The organism is Lactococcus sp. LG1074 (assembly GCF_017309525.1).
Lineage (GTDB): Bacteria > Bacillota > Bacilli > Lactobacillales > Streptococcaceae > Lactococcus > Lactococcus petauri.
In genome coordinates, this window is sequence record NZ_CP071293.1 from 1,002,565 (window position 1) to 1,018,423 (window position 15,859).

Sequence of the window (15,859 nt, forward strand, 5' to 3'; positions counted from 1 at the left end):
AGGAGGATTGTTTGTATGACGGAGTATGTGATATACTAAAGAAATAGAAAAAATTAGAAAAGGTGTTTTATGTCAGCCGTTAGTTTCATAGCTGTAATGTTGATTGGGGTCATTGCGGCAAATGTAATCAAAGAGTTTTTCCCAAAAATATCTGAAACCTTTATTTTGATCGGAGTAGGAATTCTTCTGAGTTTCTTACCAGAGTTTAGGCATTTTGAGTTGGAGCCAGAGTTTTTCATGATGTTAATTATTGCACCTTTAATGTTTAATGAAGGCAGTAAAACATCTTTGAAAGAAGTTAGAAAAAATTTCAGAGGAATATTCTTTCTCTCCATTACTTTAGCTGTTGTAACTGTACTCTTTGTTGCAGCATTGACCACAAATATTATGGGCAGCTGGATTTTCCCCTTGGCAATTTGTTTTGCTGCAATTGTTACGCCAACAGACTCTGTTGCTGTTAAATCTATTATTGCGGGTAAAAAAATGCCACAAGGCGTAAATGAAGCTGTCGAGTTTGAATCTCTTTTCAATGATGCATCAGGTTTGGTCCTCTTAAGTTTGGGGCTTTCGGTGCTGGAAAGTGGTCATTTTAGTATTTGGAGCGGACTTGGCCAGTTTGCTTTTGTTTCCATTGGGGGAATACTTATTGGATTAATTATCGGGACTTTCTTAGTTCGTATTCGCATTGCGATTAATCTTCGGGCAACAAATCCAGAAGCGACGATTATTCCGATTTCTATTTTAACGCCTTTTGCTCTTTATTTGCTTGCTGAGCATTTTGGCACCTCTGGAGTACTTGCAGTTGTTGCTGCAGGATTAATTCATAATTTTGAAGGCGATATGCTTAAACTTACGTCGACCAATGTTCAACTCACCAATAATACCATCTGGGAAATACTGAGTGGGATTCTCAACAATTTTGTCTTTATTTTATTAGGAGTAAGTCTCTTTGGTATTTGGGATATCTTTAAATCCTTAGGCTTAGAAGAAGCTGTTATACTCTTCTTTATCAGTGCTTTGGTTTACGTGCTGATGTTATTTATACGAAAATTCTGGACTAATCAAAGAGGTAATCGTTCTATCGAACATTTCTTCTCAAACGATAAGAAAGAGCGCGGTAAAGACTCCACTATTTTTGCTCTATCAGGAGCACACGGAACAATGACATTGGCAATGGCCTTCTCTTTACCCCTAAATACTGCTATTTTGAGCACTGAGAACAGAGAGATTATTATTAGTATGGCAACAATAGTCATTTTGCTCAGCCTTATTGTGCCTACCTTTATCTTGCCTAAACTCTTGTCACCAATGAAAGCTGCAAGTTCAGATGACATTGATAGTGTTCGAAATGATATGGTTGACTATGCTATTTTACATATGATGCAAGTGATAGAGGACAGTAAGGTGCGCAGTAGCTTAACAAAGCAATTGCAATCACAAAAAGGTTTGCAAATTCCTGATCATAATAAGAGTAGTCGACTCTTAGAAAACATTGTGACCTGGCAAGAAGCATTTTTGGATAGTTCAGATATTCAAGAAAATTTTTCAGCGAAAGCTATTGACTACTTCAGAATTTACTTGGAGAATAGCAGCAAGCGTGCCATGAGTAAAAAAATTAGAAGAATGTTTTCGAGAAGAAGTCGATTACGTGGAGCTGATCAAAGTGAGATGCAAGAATTCATAGCCGTAAGAAATGAACTTGGGCATTTAGAGGATGTTCTTTATGAGGCCACAATGGAAAAATTAAATCGTCTTGAAAGAGAACGATTTGAGAAGAAGGTTACTGATTTCAGCGACATTGAAGAAGTGAAGCGAGTCTTCGAAAATAGACATTACCGTATGCGAAATGAAATTCAAGAAGAAACAATCGTGCCTAACGAACTACTTATTGAAGCTTTCCAACTTGAATATCAGTATGTACTGGATCAGGTGAAATCGGAAACTATCTCAAAAGAAACAAGCAACAAACTCTTTAAAGAAATCAATAACGCGCAAGTTTTACAACTACAAAATCAATAAAAAGCCTTAAGGCTTTTTTATAATAACTTTCGCTTAAGAAAAGTACTGTAAAATAAAAAATAATAATTAAATTTAAAATGTCTTTGTGACAGACGGCCGTTTATAAGTTGCTCACAGATAAGGGGAGATTATGGTTTCAAGAAGATCAAAAAGAAATAAAAAAGGAATTTTGAGAAGATTAATTGGTTTTCTTGTTGGGCTTATTATCGTGCTTGCGCTTTTTGTGGGAGGTCTTGTTTTGCTTGGGCGTTATGCAATTGCCAATAATACGGATAATCTTCTGTCGAAAGTTATTCCCTATTCAGAAAGTTTGACTGATGCTTCAGGAAATATTGCTCCAGCCAGTCCAGAAGCGATTGTCTCAACACTGAATCAAAATGCCAGCAATATTGTGAGTCGTTCGCAAGGTTTTATTGATTCAGCCCAAGCCACAACAGATGGACAGACAGTAAAATATACAGTAAGTTCCTCTAAAATGAACGGCTTCCTATCTCACAGCATCTTAGCAACAAATGGTGATCAGATAGAAAAAGTTGCCGATAAAGTTTTAGAATCAATGAAAGCTTCTGGGGTAAATCATCCTCAACTTGTTGTGAATCTTACCGATGATCAAGGCAAAACAATTCAAACTATTGATTATAGATAAAGAGAGTAAAAGTTTCTTGACCTGAGCAAGAGGCTTTTTACTCTCTTTAATTTTATGTTATAATTAGAAAAAATGAGAAAGTAGGCCCAAATTTATGGAATATCAATTGAGCTCAACATCAGCTTTTCCACTTGTACATGTTACCCTGCAAGATAAGGAAGAAATTCAGATTGAGTCAGGAGCAATGGTTTACCACAACCCTTCAGTTACGCTTGAAGGTAAGATGAATAGCAATGGGAGAGGTGGTATTGGTGGCGCCTTGAAAGCTCTTGGGCGCTCAATAACAAGTGGTGAAAGTTTCTTTATCACTAAAGTCAAATCAAGCAGTGCTAATGGTCAAATCACTTTGGCGCCAGCTACTCCGGGTGCTGTGAAAGAACTTAATATTGGTCAAGAACAATGGCGTTTGAATACAGGGGCCTTCCTTGCAAGTGATGGGGATGTTCACTATACGATGGAACGACAAAAACTAAGTGGAGCTCTTCTTGGTGGAACTGGTGGTCTGTATGTTATGGAAACACAAGGAAGTGGCCGTATGTTAGTTAATGGCTATGGTGATATTGTCGAAATTGAATTAGATGGTACAGAAGAATATATCGTGGACAATCATCACGTCCTTGCATGGAGCAAAACGCTTGATTATTCAATCGAAGTCGCTTCTGGAACTTTTGGTTTTAAAACTGGTGAAGGGCTTGTCAACAAATTTAAAGGTCGTGGTAAAATCATGATTCAAAGCCGTAATATGGAGGCTTTTGCTGAGTCAATCATCCCTTTCTTACCAAGTAATGGTTAAATAAAAAAAGCTATCGGTGATAGCTTTTTTTATTTTTATGAATCTGATAGTTTTTGATTAAGCAGTGAGAGTTTTCTATTGCCTCGGTAGAGTTCAAATATAGTCCAAATGAGTAAAGCAATTACTAAAACAATAAGTAGAATTGCGGTTCCATCTGCAAGATAGGCAAGATTCTTAGGAAATAGACTTTCAATTTGATCTGGTAGACCAATAAGATTAAGGTAAGTCAACGCAATGACAGAGAACCAACCAAAGAGTTGAACAATCCAATTGTTTTTAAATTTACCCATTTCATTTTTACTATTTGTAAGCATTAGAAGAGGAATAATGGAAAAGGGCAGTGCAAATGCAAGAAAGACTTGCGAATTATTCATGAGATTGTTAATAGCTTCATGCTGTGCTTTTAGACTGTAGCCACGTGTCATCGTAACACAAATCAAGACAGGAACGACAGATAGTAAGCGCGTGATTAGACGACGCGCCCACATTGGCATCCGCATATGGATAAATCCTTCCATTATGATTTGTCCTGTTAAAGTCCCCGTGATTGTCGAATTTTGCCCAGAAGCCAGTAAAGCTACGGCAAATAAGGTAGATAAAGCACCTGTCTTAGCAACATCCGCAAGTACACCATTACTTAATAAATCTGGTGTCGAAAGGGCATCGTAAAGGCCAAAAAATGAAGGGTCGTCAATGACACCTGTCTTAAATACAGCAACACCCATAATGAGCAATAGCGAATTAACAACAAAAGCTAAAGTCAATTGGATATTAGAATCCCAAGTTGAAAAACGAACAGCTCGAGCGATGTCTTTATCGTCATTATGGTCAATTTTACGACTTTGTGAAATTGAAGAATGGAGATAGAGATTATGTGGCATTACAGTTGCCCCAATGATACCAAGAGCTCCTGTTAAAGGTGTCATTCCTGCAATAGAAGGGGAAGTAGCAAAGGTCCGTGTATTTGGAATAAAACCTTCCACAATTCCTTTCCAATCGGGATTAGACAAAGCAACTTGATAGGTGAAAATAAATAAAATCACTAATATTAGACACACAACAAGAGCTTCAATGTTTCTAAAACCTACTTTTGTGAGGAGCAAGAGTAAAAAGACATCAAAAACCGTAATGAAGACCGCTAGAATAAGCGGAATATCGAAAAGTAAATACAGTGCGATTGCTGCACCAATAACTTCTGCAATGTCTGTTGCCATAATCGCAAGCTCTGTAAGTATCCATAGGATGATTCCTAAAGTTTTGCTGGTACGTGCACGGATAGCTTGGGCGAGGTCCATCTGGCTAACAATCCCAAGTTTTGCTGACATGTACTGAAGGAGCATAGCAATTAGGCTTGACATCAAAATGACAGAAATCAGTAAATATTGAAAATTTTGTCCACCTGTGATTGAGGTTGACCAGTTTCCCGGATCCATGTAACCCACAGCCACTAAAGCTCCAGGTCCTGAATATGCAAGAAGTGTCCTAAAAAACTTACCATCTTTTGGAACTTTTACTGTGCCGTTAATCTCTTGAAGAGACTTTCCGTTTGTATGATAAATCAACTTATGTGGTTGATTTTTAAAATCATTCATTTTTACCTTCTCTAAGTTGAACTATATTCAACATTGTTTTTTAATATTACTGTTAATATAAGAGAAAATGACTAGGTGTTTTCGTTTTCTAAAGCAGAAGCAACGGTTCCAGTTCTTTGCATTAGTAAGATTTTTTCTTGTAAAAATTGAGGAATAACCGAAACTTGGCCATTGTCCTCTTTCAGAATAATTGATCCATCCTGAAGCCGCTCAATAATCTGAATAAAGTGCGGGATGTTAATGTTTAACTTTTCAAAGAAGGCTTGTGCTTCCTCGTTTAAAGTCGTGATATAGTAACTTTTGTTTTCCTCAGCTTGCTTGAGCGGAATTTCTACTTTATTTTTTTTCCAAAACACTTCTGAAGGAATGGTTGAACCATGTGGATCAACAGCAGGATAATCTAATAAAGCGTAGAGATATTCCACAAGCTTTGGCGAAGAGGCGTGTTCTAAATTTTCAGCTTCATCATGAACTTCCTCTGTAGAATAGCCAAGTTTGTCCACTAAGAAACTTTCCCAAACACGATGACTTTTAATAATAAAGCGAGCCTGAACATTGCCTTGCTCTGATAAATTTACACCACGATATGGTGCATAGTCTACAAGTTGTTTTTTTGCTAATCTTTTAATCATTTCAGTTGCACTAGGCGCAGCAACAGATAATTTTTTTGCAATAAGTTGTATACTGACAGCTGAATCATCTCCCGCACGTTCCAAGGTATAAATAGCCTTAAGATAATCCTGCTCATTTTTTGTTAGTTTTAACACCTGAGTTTCTCCTTATATTATAACAAGAACATTATAGCACGTCCTTATTTATTTTTCAATAATATAAGGGTAACCTAATGAGGAGGATATTTGCAAATGCAAATTAAAAAGCCACAAACATTTTTAAATTTGTGGCTTTTTAATCGCTTTAGTTCTTTTTGAGATGAATATCAAGTGCAAATTTGGTTTGGTTACTGATAAAGTAGGATTTAGAAAATTCAAAAGCATGTCCTTTTTGGTCGTAAGCAGTTTGCTCAATAACGAGGACGGGCGAATGACGTTCAATCTCCAAATTTTTGCTCACTTCCTCATCGGCTTGATCGGCGTAAATGACACGTTTAGCATCTACTAACTGTAGTTTTGCTTCCTGTCCCAGATAGTCATAGACAGAGCCTTCTAAGATTTCTTCGGTGATGGGAGCGATATAACTTGGCATGACAACATGTTCAAAACTATAAGCTTTGCCATTCAGAATACGAAGACGTTTAAATTCGTAAACCGGATCTGTTTTATTCAATAGAAGATGCTTTTGCTCTTCTATTGAAGGTAAACGCGCATCAAAAAAGAGTATTTTACTTTTAATCTCTTGATCACGATGCGAATAAGTTACACCAATCGGTAAATCTAAAGGTAGAAGCTCTGTGGTTTCTTCCACTCTCGGACGAATATAAGTTCCGGAGCCTTGTTTACTAAAGATTAAGCCTTCGTTTTCTAATAAAGTGAGAGATTTTTTTAAAGTAATACGTGACACATTATACTTTTCAGCAAAGAATTCTTGTGTAGGGAGAAGCGTTCCCGCTCGATAATGGTTGGTCAGGATGTCTCGTTTGATGTCAGCGTAAATTTCACGGTATTTGTACAATTTGTATACCTCGCTTTTTATGATTTGTATATATATTATATAACATTTTATACAATTTGTCTACATTAATTTCATATTCATCTTTACAAATTTTAAAAAATTGTATATAATAAAAAACGGAAGCGGTTTCTTTTTGATGGAAGTGGCTTCTAAAAAAAGAAAAAGGAAGTGCGTATTATGAAAATTGATGTGCAGAAGTTTCAAGAACCATTACTAAAAGTATCTGCTTGGGTGGAGCGGAATACGATTTTACAGGCCATTAAAAATGCCTTTGTAAGGACAATACCGTTCACGGTTGTAGGTTCCTTCTCTAATCTGATCAAAATGCAGCTTGATGCCCTTATTAAAAACCAAGATATTCATAATGCTTTATTGACGAATATCAGTAATCTGTTTGGTTATATCGGAAATGCGACCTTAGGTATTGTTGCACTTATTGTGGTCTTTTCTTCAGCATATTCTTATGCTTTCGAGCTAAAAAGAAATGAAAAAAACAGCCAACTTAATCCAATCATTGCAACTTTGCTAGCCTTTGCAGCCTATTTCGTAATGGTACCCAATAACGTTAATTATTTGGATCCGAAAGCGGATATTGTTGAAGGTTTTTCAACCTCATTTTTCAGCTATGAAGGGATGTTTACTGCCCTCATCGTTGGTTTAATTGCCGTGGCTTTATTTGCACGATTTACACGAAGTAAATTTACAATCAAAATGCCCGGCAATGTGCCACAAAATGTATTTGATTCTTTCTTCTCATTAATTCCGATTAGTGGTGTACTGTTAATCTTTGGCGCAATTCGGATTGCCCTACAATCATTGGGCTATGTGTCATTACTGCAAATGATTTCTGAAGTACTTATTAAGCCTTTGCTAACAGTAGGTACAGGATTACCTGCCATTCTCATCGTTATTCTACTCCAACAAATCTTATGGTTCCTCGGCCTTCATGGTTTCAATATCGTTTGGGGTGTCGTATCAGCTTTCTGGCTCCCTATTTTCTTAGAAAATGTAGCAAAATTTGCTGAAACACAAAGTTTTACTGGCATTTCTATTGCGCCAAATACAATGACCAACGTATATGCCATGATTGGTGGTTCAGGTGCGACCTTTGGTTTAATTATCGCAATGCTTATCTTTACGAAGAAAGGCGAAAAAGAACGTGAAGTGGCAAAACTTGCTTTAATACCTGGATGTTTTGGGATAAATGAACCGGTTATCTTCGGCCTTCCTATCGTTCTTAATCCGTTAATGTTTATCCCCTGGGTGCTTGTTCCAATGATTAACGCTGTGATCGCTTATATTGTAACATCGATTGGCTGGGTTGTTCCTCTGGTCGTCCTGAATTCAGGAAATGAACCTATCTTTATCAGTACCTGGGTTTTAGGAGCCTTCCATATTAGTCCGGTTATATTGACCCTTGTTTTGGTTGTCTTAGACATTGTTTTATATTCACCGTTTGTAATTCTTAACCAAAAACAAGAACGTGCTGAACAAGCAGCAATGCTCATTGCAGAATAGAATTTAAATAAGAAATAGAGGAAAGTACCCATGAAAAAAGTATATACTGTTGCACATACTCACTGGGATTTTGAATGGTATTTTACAAGACAAGAAGCTCGTGTGCAATTTATTTTTCACATGGATGAAGTTTTAGAAGCTTTGGAAAGTAATCAGTTGGATTTTTATACTTTAGATGGTCAAATGTCAATTGTCGAAGATTATCTCAGTCTCTTTCCTGAAAGAGAAAAACAGCTGAAAAAATTTGTCCAGGCGGGCAGACTCTTCGTCGGACCTTGGTTCACACAAATTGATGAAATGACAACTTCTGGGGAATCAATAGTGAGAAATCTACGTATTGGTATTCGTGAAGCAGAAGAACTAGGCAGTGCTATGAGAATTGGCTACTTGCCAGATTCTTTTGGTCAAAGTCAAGACATGCCGAAAATCTATCATGACTTTGATATCCAACATGCCCTTTTTTGGCGCGGGATGCCGAATGAAGCGAACACGCGCTACTTTTATTGGTCAAGTAATGATGGTTCAAAAGTACTGACAGCCAATATTAAAAATGGTTACTATGCGGGAGTTGATTTAGTAGAAAAGAATGATTTTTCAGACCTGGTTGAAAGAATATCAACACATACAAATAGCAACGCGCATCTTTTACCGGTGGGAGGGGATCAGCGTGCAGTTGATTTTAATTTAAAAACAAGGATCGATAAGGCAAATCAAGAAATTGAAGAATCAACAGTGTTTATTGAAAGTAACTACCCGCAATTTTTCAAGGCACTCGAAAAAGATGCCCAAGAATTTCTAGATATCAAGGGCGAGTTTATTGAGCCAATAGATTCCAAAATTCACCGTGGTATTTATTCATCACGTTATGACTTAAAACAAGTCTATGATCAACTTGAGCGTCTCTTAACTTATCAGTTAGAACCAATGTCTGTTTTAGCTGCACGTTATGGCATTCCTGTTAAACAAGGTCTAATAGATAGCTTGTGGAAGATAGTAAGCCGCGGTCAAGCACACGACAGTGCTGGTGGTTGTAATAGTGATAAAACTAACCGCGATATCTATATGCGTGGGATAAATGGCCTACAGGAAGCTCAGTCTTGTATGGACTACTTGCTCAGAAAATTAAGTATTTCACTAAATAGGAATCAAGAAGACAGTCTTTTCATGTGGAATCCTCTTCCTTTTGAGCTTAAAGTGATAAAGAAAGTCAAACTTTCTACACAAAATAAACATTTTTCACTCACTGACGACAGGGGAGAGAAGGTAGCTTTTGAGATTATTGAGCAAGTAACAGAAAATGCAGCATTACTTCGCAGAAATCCTGAGGAAATGCTTGATGAATCTTACTATGTTAGTACAATAGCAGTAGAATGCACTTTACCAGCCATGGGCTATGTACATTATCATGTTAGTGCCGAGGAAGAAAAGCCTCAAACACTGCTAAAGGCAACAAGGATTGAAAATGATTTTTATCAGATTGAGTTTACTGAGGGAAAGTTCAATCTTTGCCTTAAGAAGAATGGTAAAAAATATTTAGATTTTCTATCTTTTGAAGATGGAGGAGATGAAGGAGATACCTACGATTATTCACCAGCCTTTGCGGATTGGATCTTAAATCTGAACTTTAATAACAGTCAAACTTCTCATGTGGAACAAGGAAAATTACTAAGCCGAATAATTGTAGAAGGCGAATGGAAACTTCCTTATAACCTGGGATCACGGAAAGAACGACAACTTGATGGACAGGTCACATATATATTAACTTTAGAGCTTAATAAGCAGGATAATCGGATTCAGCTTAGACTAAATGTGAATAATCAAGTGCTTGATCATCGTTTACGCCTAGTACTTAAAACAGATGTTCAGTCTGAGTTTTCGACCAGTGATACACCTTTTGGTATTATCAATCGACCGATTGAAGAAAAGCACTTGCAAGATTGGCGAGCAAGAGGATATAAAGAAGAACCCACAAGCATGCGTCCGATGATTCACTTCGCCAATCTTCATGATACGAAGACAAGTTGGAGTTTCTTAAGTAAAGGAACAAAAGATTTCCAAGTTCTTAATAAGGAGCAGCAAGAGCTTGCCATTACCATATTTAGAGGCGTGGGTTACCTAGGAAGACCAGATACACAAAGACGACCAGGAGATGCTTCTGGTTTGCAAACCAGAGAGGTTGAAACACCTGATAGCCAACTTTTAGGGGAAGTTTTCTTTGAAGGAAATATCGTGATAGACACTGATTTTAATGCTGCAGCTCTCCAAAATCAATACCTACTCACTACACAGGAAAATATATATTACCAAACACAGACAATCAATCGCTTTAGCACACCAATAGAATATTTCCCTATAAACAAGAAGAAGCTAGAATTAAAAGAGCAACAGGTAATAGCTTTAGCAAACAGTGAAGTAGCCTTCAGCAGTATGGAAACTAGTATCGATCAAAGAGGTATACAATTACGGCTCTATAATCCCTGTGATACTGCCCAAGATATGCCGGGAATCATCAAACTTCAAGAGCCAGCAACAATTAAGCTGTTAAACTTGGAAGGTAAAATTATTGGCAATCTTGAAGATTCTGCCGAAGAGCTCATAATGGAAGAATTTAGACCAGGTGAAATTAGAACTTATGGTATCTTTTTCAAAAAATAGTAGGAGGACAAAGGAGTTGATAAAACAAGAAGAGTTAATCTCCAAGATTAAAAAACATGCAGAGACAATTCGTCTATGGGATGACCGAGCTACATCACTTTTTCAAGATGCCATAGTGGATACTATTTCAAACACCGTTTCAGTACGTGAAAATGGGGAAATATTTGTGGCCACAGGTGATATTCCGGCAATGTGGTTAAGAGATTCTACCTTTCAAATACTCCCATATTTGGAAATGGCGGATTCTATTCCGGAGATAACATCTTTGGTTCACGGTGTGTTGAGGCAACAATTACGCTATATTAATCATGACCCTTATGCCAATGCTTTTAATAAAGAACCAACAGACAATCACTATAGTCAAGATGTCTCTAATGTTCAAATATCGCCTTTAGTCTGGGAAAGAAAATTTGAGATTGACTCCTTGTGTGCACCCTTATTCCTGGCTTATCAACTCTACAAGCATACAGGCTATAGCGAACACCTTAAGGAAGATTATTGGGCAACAGTTGAACTTGTTCTCGACATTTTTATTACGGAGCAACATCATGAAAGCTCAGACTATATTTTTAAAAGAACAAATTGCCCGCCATCCGATACACTATCTCATGAAGGACGTGGAGAACCAATTGGTTATACAGGTATGGTCTGGAGCGCCTTTAGACCGAGTGATGATGCGTGTAAGTACGGTTATTTTATTCCAGGGAATTGCTTTATCTTAGTGGTTTTGGGTCAACTTCTAGAGCTGCTTCCGGACCATCACTCTCCAAGATTAAAAAGAAAAATAAAGAAACTGCAAGAAGAAATAACAGAAGGAATTCAAACTTATGGTCTAGTTTCGTCTGAAAAAAATCCTTATTATGCCTATGAGGTTGATGGTTTAGGTAAACAACTCTTTATGGATGATGCAAATGTGCCAAGTCTACTTTCCTTGCCTTTCCTCGGCTATTGTGAAACAGAAGATCCGCTTTATACAAAAACGAGAGAAAAATGCTTAAGTGAAGAAAATCCTTATTATTATGTGGGACAATATTTGCATGGCATCGGTAGCCCACATACGCCGCCACGTTATGTATGGCCAATAGCTTTAGCTATGGAAGGATTGATAACAAACGATATAGACAAAATGAAAAAACAGATAGAGACAATCGTTGCTACAGATGGTGGAACTGGTCAGTGCCATGAGGGGATTGATGTGGACAATCCAAATAATTACACTCGCGAATGGTTCTCTTGGTCAAACATGACCTATTGTCAATTGGTTTTTCGGTACTTAAATTTTAGTCAAAACAAATAAAATTTTTAAAAATGTTTTCTTAAGGAGGAGGCAAGATGAAAAAAATGAAACGCTATATTTTGGGTTTGCTTACAGTTGGACTTGGTATGCTTATTTTTGGTCCAATCTCTGCGCAGGCACAAGAAGACAGCCAGCAAGCGAAAACTATGGTCTACTACCGTGCATGGCGTGATAAGGAAATGAAAGGTGTCAATACCAGCCTTACAGACGAAAATTGGTTAAGCATGGATGATATTCCTTATGGAATTGATATTGTCAATGTTTTTAGCTATGTCCCTCAAGGTCAAGAAGATGCCGCTGCCCCCTTTTTTGAAAAGCTTAAAAAGTCTTATGTCCCCAACTTACATGCTCGAGGTGTAAAGTTGACTAAGGCAATAGATTATTCAGAGCTTTTAAAAATTCCATATGCAGGCAACCTTCCAACCCCAGAAGAATTTGATGCTTATGCGAATCAATTGTTAGACGAGCATGTACGCCAATACGGACTTGATGGCTTAGATATTGACATGGAAACGTATCCAAGTACTACAGATATTGCTCTGTCAAATGGTGTTATTCGAGCATTATCAAAATATATTGGGCCTCTCGCAAAGAACGGAACCGTATTTGTTTATGATACAAATGGCTCCAATCTCAATCCTTTGAAAGACGTTGCTGACAGTTTTACATATCTTGGTTACCAACAATATGGGTCAGATGACACACGCACAGCCAGAGCAATAAAAGATTATACCGGGGTAATTCCAAAAGAACAATTTATGCCTGGTTTAGCCTTTCCGGAAGAGCAAGACCGTAATAGATGGTACGATGCTAAAGAACCTTACGAAGAAAGTAATATTTACAAAGTAGCAAAATATACAGCAGAAAATAAACTGTATGGCATGTTTCTTTATGCCTTAGACCGTGATGGAAGAACATATAACAATTTTGATCTAAATCATATTGTGCCTTCTAACTTCCTTTGGACGAAAACAGCCATTTTACAGGCCAAAGGCTTTACTCTCCAAGAGACAAAAAATATAGCACTACATCATTGGGAGCGTGTTGGACAAGGGGCAGAGAATTATCAAACCGTTTTAAATAGAATTAATCAAGCTCGGTCAATTTATGAAGTTAATAAAGTCTTGCTTGGATCAAGCGATAACTTTGCCAATGACGGTGTAAGTCCTCAATATGACCCAATGTATGAATTACAACTCATGAAGTAGACTTCCGTTTTTGAATAAAAAATAGATGAGATTCTAGGAAATTTTACTTTTTCTAGGGTCTATTTTTGAAAAAGTATAAATCCTTCTATTTGAGAAGAAGGAAAGTAGAAGGAGCAGAACAATGAAAATAGAATTTCCAAAAGACTTTTGGTGGGGCGCAGCGACAAGTGGTCCACAAACTGAAGGACGTTTCAAGAAAAAACACGACAATGTTTTTGATTATGACTTTGATCATTTTAGTGAACGATTTTGGGGCTCAATTGGTCCAGATACTGCCAGTAATTTTTACAATGATTTCGAAGAAGATATCCGTTTGATGCAGAAAGCTGGACTCAACAGTATTAGAACAAGTATTCAGTGGTCCAGACTTATTGAGGATTTTGAGACTGGGAAGACTAATCCTCAAGCAGTGGCATTTTATAACCGCGTAATCGATACTTTCTTAGCTGCCGGAATTCGGCCCATGATGAACTTACATCACTTTGATCTGCCTGTAGAGCTTCTCCATAAATATGGCGGATGGGAAAATAAAAAAGTGGCGCTACTCTTTGCTCAGTTTGCGGAGCAATGTTTCCGCTTATTTGGCGACCGAGTAACGGAGTGGTTTACACATAATGAGCCAATAGTAGTTGTTGAATGTGGCTATCTTTTAGGTTTCCATTATCCCGACCTTAAAGATGGTAAAAAAGCAGTTCAAGTTGCCTATAATCTGCAGTTAGCTTCCAGTTTAGCGATTGAAAGATTTAGAAAAATTAATAAGAATGCCCAAGCTCAGATTGGGATCATTCTCAACTTAACGCCTAATTATGCTAAGGACGAGGAAATACAGAACCTCAGAGCGGCTCACTTTGCTGATTTATGGCAAAACCAACTGTTTTTAGATGCTTCAGTAAAAGGACATTTCCCACAAAAACTCGTTAACATTTTAGAGCGTGATGGTGTATTGTGGGAAAGCACTACTGAAGATCTTGAGGTGATAAAGCACAATACGGTGGATTTTTTAGGCGTCAATTATTACCACCCAAGTCGAGTCCAAGAGCCAGAGTTTTCAAGTGACAGTTTGGCTCAGGATTGGTTACCTGAAAAATATTATGCATCCTTTAACAAAAGAGGCGTGCGTATGAATGCAGACAGAGGCTGGGAGATTCACCCACAGACGATTTATAAAATAGCAAAAACGATACAAAAGGACTATAATAACATTCCTTGGTTCATCTCCGAAAATGGAATGGGTGTTGAAAATGAAGCGCGTTTTGAGGATACAAGTGGTGTTATCCAAGATGATTATCGTATTCAATTTATGACGGAACATCTTTACTATTTACACCAAGCAATGGTCGAAGGTTCAGCTTGTTTAGGTTATCATACATGGACACCAATAGATTGCTGGAGTTGGCGTAATTCCTATAAAAACCGCTATGGATTAATTTCTCTAGATATTCACAGACAGATTAAGAAACTAAAAAAATCAGCACATTGGTATCGTAAAGTTTCAGAAAGCTCAAGTGTTGACATTGAAGAAGCACTGTTACAAAAACTGAAAGAGGATAAATAATGGCACTGATAACAATTGATATTGGTGGAAGCAGCATTAAATATAGTCTTTTCTCTGAAGGGAAATTAGGAGAAGTCAAGTCGAAGCAAACCCCCGATAATCTCGAAGATTATTACAGCTGTCTGAAGGATATTGTGAGTGAAATGAGACAAGAGAGGACAAATATTACTGGTGTTGCGATGAGCTCTCCTGGAGCGGTGAATCAATCAACAGGCTATATTGAAGGATTCAGCGCATTGCCTTATATTCACGGCTTTAATATCCAACACGCATTAGAAGAAAAGTTAGGCTTAACTTTGACTATTGAAAATGATGCCAATTGTGCTGCTCTTGCCGAAGTTGCTTTTGGAGCAGCAAGGCATCTAAAAAATGTACTTTTTCTAGTACTTGGCACAGGAGTAGGTGGAGCTGTTGTTCTCAATGGGAAAATTCATCACGGGAAACATCTTTTTGGTGGTGAATTTGGTTTTATGTTGATGGATGAAAAACATACTTTTTCGGAACTGGGAACAGCAGTAAACATGGCAAAGCGTTACAATCAACGGTGTAGTACAAATGTGACAGGACAAGAAGTCTTTAGACGAGCAATACAGGAAAAGGATATTCTTGCACAAGAGGAGATGGAACGCTTTACATTTAATGTTGCTAAAGGTATTTATAATCTCCAATATGCTTTTGATCCTGAACTCATTGTCATTGGTGGGGCAGTTTCACAAGCGGAGTGGCTGGTTCCAGAACTTAACAAACAGCTGAACAAAATAATTAAGACTTTAGAAATACCGACTTTTTTGCCTGAGATTAAGGTTTGCCACTATCGTAACTCAGCCAATCTCATAGGTGCAGCCGTAAATTTTCAACAAAATAAGAGATAAAATAAAAGACATAGAAAACTATGTCTTTTTTAATAGAAGCATTAAATTTGATTATATACCCAATAGGGTATATAA

At 37.4% G+C, this 15,859-nt stretch carries 12 protein-coding genes; 9 read left to right on the forward strand and 3 right to left on the reverse strand.

Translation table 11 applies throughout. The features are described from left to right. The first annotated feature begins 69 nt into the window (after positions 1 to 69). From J0J36_RS05000 to J0J36_RS05010, 3 genes are all read left to right on the forward strand, one after another. Positions 70 to 2,019 carry a sodium:proton antiporter gene (locus tag J0J36_RS05000; protein ID WP_019292314.1) on the forward strand — a complete coding sequence of 650 codons (1,950 nt, stop codon included), beginning with the start codon at positions 70 to 72 and terminating at the stop codon, positions 2,017 to 2,019. 130 nt (positions 2,020 to 2,149) lie between these two features. After that, positions 2,150 to 2,665, forward strand: a complete 516-nt coding sequence (locus tag J0J36_RS05005; protein ID WP_019293345.1) for a hypothetical protein — start codon at positions 2,150 to 2,152, stop codon at positions 2,663 to 2,665. A 94-nt stretch (positions 2,666 to 2,759) separates the two neighbouring features. Then, the gene (locus J0J36_RS05010; protein ID WP_019292312.1) at positions 2,760 to 3,458 is read left to right on the forward strand and encodes a TIGR00266 family protein; all 699 of its coding nucleotides are present in this window, start codon (positions 2,760 to 2,762) and stop codon (positions 3,456 to 3,458) included. 35 nt (positions 3,459 to 3,493) lie between these two features. Here J0J36_RS05010 and J0J36_RS05015 read toward each other — a convergent pair whose 3' ends face one another. From J0J36_RS05015 to J0J36_RS05025, 3 genes are all read right to left on the reverse strand, one after another. After that, positions 3,494 to 5,050, reverse strand: a complete 1,557-nt coding sequence (locus J0J36_RS05015; RefSeq protein WP_153924812.1) for an Nramp family divalent metal transporter — start codon at positions 5,048 to 5,050, stop codon at positions 3,494 to 3,496. Positions 5,051 to 5,121: 71 nt separating this feature from the next. Further along, positions 5,122 to 5,817 carry a metal-dependent transcriptional regulator gene (locus J0J36_RS05020; RefSeq protein WP_019292310.1) on the reverse strand — a complete coding sequence of 232 codons (696 nt, stop codon included), beginning with the start codon at positions 5,815 to 5,817 and terminating at the stop codon, positions 5,122 to 5,124. Between the two features lie 148 nt (positions 5,818 to 5,965). Next, entirely contained in the window at positions 5,966 to 6,679 is a 714-nt protein-coding gene (locus J0J36_RS05025; RefSeq protein WP_019292309.1) for a GntR family transcriptional regulator, read from the reverse strand. 177 nt (positions 6,680 to 6,856) lie between these two features. On the opposite strand from J0J36_RS05025, the gene J0J36_RS05030 reads away from it, so the two are divergent. The 6 genes from J0J36_RS05030 (at position 6,857) to J0J36_RS05055 (ending at position 15,784) form a co-directional block, all read left to right on the forward strand. Next, positions 6,857 to 8,197, forward strand: coding sequence for a PTS sugar transporter subunit IIC (locus J0J36_RS05030; RefSeq protein ID WP_019292308.1), 1,341 nt, complete (start codon positions 6,857 to 6,859; stop codon positions 8,195 to 8,197). A gap of 30 nt (positions 8,198 to 8,227) precedes the next feature. Continuing rightward, entirely contained in the window at positions 8,228 to 10,852 is a 2,625-nt protein-coding gene (locus J0J36_RS05035; protein ID WP_019292307.1) for a glycoside hydrolase family 38 C-terminal domain-containing protein, read from the forward strand. Then, positions 10,830 to 12,149: a glycoside hydrolase family 125 protein gene (locus tag J0J36_RS05040; protein ID WP_165719033.1), complete on the forward strand. Its 1,320-nt coding sequence runs from the start codon at positions 10,830 to 10,832 to the stop codon at positions 12,147 to 12,149. The genes J0J36_RS05035 and J0J36_RS05040 overlap by 23 nt, the downstream gene beginning before the upstream one ends. A gap of 35 nt (positions 12,150 to 12,184) precedes the next feature. Further along, the gene (locus J0J36_RS05045; RefSeq protein ID WP_165719034.1) at positions 12,185 to 13,357 is read left to right on the forward strand and encodes an endoglycosidase; all 1,173 of its coding nucleotides are present in this window, start codon (positions 12,185 to 12,187) and stop codon (positions 13,355 to 13,357) included. A 121-nt stretch (positions 13,358 to 13,478) separates the two neighbouring features. Then, a complete protein-coding gene (locus J0J36_RS05050) occupies positions 13,479 to 14,912 on the forward strand; it encodes a glycoside hydrolase family 1 protein (protein ID WP_019292304.1) in 1,434 nt (477 codons plus the stop codon). Next, on the forward strand, positions 14,912 to 15,784 hold the full coding sequence (locus J0J36_RS05055) for an ROK family protein (RefSeq protein ID WP_153924821.1): 873 nt from the start codon (positions 14,912 to 14,914) through the stop codon (positions 15,782 to 15,784). The genes J0J36_RS05050 and J0J36_RS05055 overlap by 1 nt, the downstream gene beginning before the upstream one ends. The last annotated feature ends 75 nt before the right edge of the window (positions 15,785 to 15,859 follow it).